General features: G+C 54.3%; 1 protein-coding gene. It reads left to right on the top strand.

The window, feature by feature from the left end; translation table 11 throughout:
* Positions 1-255: hypothetical protein (locus Q1B13_RS26925; RefSeq protein ID WP_299085976.1), on the top strand; the 255-nt coding region annotated here is incomplete at its 5' end.
* Positions 256-359: the final 104 nt, after the last annotated feature.

Raw genomic sequence — 359 nt, 5'->3', positions numbered from 1 at the left:
CGGGGAAAAACGCGGATGGGGTGCGGGTGTCGATGTCACAGCCAATGGGCCGTTTCCTTGGCCCATTGGAACAAACCGAAGCACATGCGGAGAGGTCGGGCACACATCGGCAACCGCATCACCACAGAGAAAAACGCAATGCAAGCTGAAGCAGTCAAAGCAGAGTTTCAGGTCGGGCAACCCGTCATTTTTGGCAATATGGCAAACCCCGACAAAACCGGACCACGTGGCAAGTGGCGGATGAGCGGGACCTGACGAGCTTTCGCTGCGACTAATCGGCTATTTGGTTGGCCCGTGTTGACAAAGTGAATGTCTGACAAGTGCAGGCGTCACGATAGCCGATGTCTATTCAAAAATAG

Origin of the sequence: uncultured Ruegeria sp. (assembly GCF_947489545.1) — a bacterium.
Classification (GTDB): domain Bacteria; phylum Pseudomonadota; class Alphaproteobacteria; order Rhodobacterales; family Rhodobacteraceae; genus Ruegeria.
Note: the sequence above shows the minus strand (reverse complement) of the source record. Positions and strands in the feature narration are given on the sequence as shown.